The sequence below is a fragment of the Variovorax sp. 01T439_2 genome (assembly GCF_056398445.1).
This window is the reverse complement of record NZ_JBFTPJ010001086.1, coordinates 1-1,802: the sequence shown is the minus strand read 5'-3', so window position 1 is coordinate 1,802 and position 1,802 is coordinate 1. Positions and strand designations below refer to the sequence as shown.

The 1,802-nt window shown below is 64.1% G+C and carries 2 protein-coding genes and 1 pseudogene; all 3 read right to left on the bottom strand.

Annotated elements, in window-relative coordinates; all coding sequences use genetic code 11:
- The coding region (locus AC1DOC_RS32195; protein ID WP_478131389.1) for an ABC transporter substrate-binding protein at positions 1-803 on the bottom strand (803 nt) is incomplete at its 3' end.
- A gap of 44 nt (positions 804-847) precedes the next feature.
- Positions 848-1,621 (bottom strand): ABC transporter permease, encoded by a 774-nt coding sequence (locus AC1DOC_RS32190; RefSeq protein WP_012746999.1) that lies wholly within the window; start codon positions 1,619-1,621, stop codon positions 848-850.
- 33 nt (positions 1,622-1,654) lie between these two features.
- Positions 1,655-1,802 (bottom strand): annotated as a pseudogene (locus tag AC1DOC_RS32185) (tripartite tricarboxylate transporter substrate binding protein); the annotation flags it as partial.

Genomic DNA, 1,802 nt, shown 5'->3' with positions numbered 1-1,802 from the left:
GGGTTGGCCTTGAGCATGGCGTCGACCGCGGCTTCGGGACTCTTCTCGGCGGCTTCGGCGGCCTTGGTCGATGCGCGCATGAAGCGCTTCACGAGGTCGGGGTTCTCGGCCAGCAGGTTCTTGTTGGCGATGATGCCGGAGCTGATCTGGTTCACGCCCGAGTCGGCAAAGCGGATCGGCGTCACGGGCTTGCCGGTGGCGTCCTGCAGCTTGATGGCCTGGTCCATCACGTAGCCCAGCAGCAGGTCGGCCTGGCCGTTGATCACCGCATTGAGCTTGGTCTGGCCGTCGCCCGAGACGATCTTCACCTGCTCGGGCTTGATGTTGTTGACCTTGAGGAAAAGGGGCCACATCTGCGACATCGAGTCGCCCGGCGTGACGGCCACGGTCTTGCCGATGATGTCCTTGGGCGCCTTGATGTTCTTCTCGCTGAAGCCCATGACCGACATCGGGCTCACCTGGAACAGCACGCCGGTCGACTTGAGCGGCGCGCCCTTGGCGGCGGCCTTGATCATGGTCGTGACGTCGATGTAGCCGAAGGTCGCCGACTTGGCGGCCACCGCCTGCGCCGTGACGGCGGAGCCGCGGCCTTCCTGGATCTCCAGCTCGATGCCCTCGTCGGCGTAGAAGCCCTTTTCCCTGCCGAGGAAGAAGGGCGCGTGCTCGCTGTACAGGTACCAGTTGAGCATCAGCGTGACCTTGTCCTTGGGCTTGTCGGCCTGCGCATGTGCGGGAGCGATGGCAAAGCTGGCGAGCGCGGCAAGGGCCGAGATGGCAAGCAGCGAGGGAAGCAGTTTCTTCATGGCGTTGTCTCCTGGAGTTTTCTGGGTATGGCGAAGAAGGGAACTCAGTTCGCGTGGCGCTGCGAGGCATGCCACGGAATCATCACGCGCTCGACGATGTCGACCGCGACGAAAAGGATCACGCCGATGCTCGACAGCACCACGAGCGCGGCAAACATCAGCGGCAGGTCGAAGTTGCCGTTGGCCACCTGCAGCACGTAGCCGATGCCCGAGTTGGAGCCGACGAACTCGCCGACCACCGCACCCACCACGGCCAGCGTCACCGACACCTTCAGGCCGCTGAAGATCGCGGGCATGGCCTGCGGCAGGCTGATCTTGAAGAAGGTCTGCAGCCGGCTCGCGCCCATCGAGCGGGCCAGGTCGAGCATGTCGGGCTCGACCGACTTGAAGCCCATCACCGTCGACACCACCACCGGAAAGAAGCCCAGCAGGAACGCACTGATCACCTTCGGAAAGATGCCGAAGCCGAACCACACCACGAAGAGAGGCGCAATCGCCACCTTGGGAATGCTCTGCGAGAACACCAGCAGCGGGTACACGTACGACTCGACCAGCCGCGAGTAGGCGATGACCATCGCAATCGGTATGCCGATCAAGATCGTCAGGCCGAAGCCGCCGAGCGTGGCGAGCGTGGTCTTCCAGCTCTCGGCCAAGAGGCGCGGCCATTCGGCCACGAGCTGCTTCACCACTTCCCACGGCGGTGGAATCAGGTAGGCCGGAATCCTGAAGAGCCGGATCGCCACGTCCCACAGCACCAGCAACAGCAGGATCAAGAGGAACGGGCGCAGGGCCGGGGAAAGCAGGAGCTTGCGGAGCATGAAGACGACCCGGGGCTTGTCGACGGAGGCTTGCTACTGCTGGACCGACAGGCCCGCGGCCTTCACGAGCTGGGCATTGCTCGCGATCTCGTCCTTGATGTAGGCGTCGAACTGCTCGGGCTTGAGCGTCCAGGCATCGGCGCCCAGCTTGAGAAAGCGCTCCTTCACCTCGGGCGTGGCC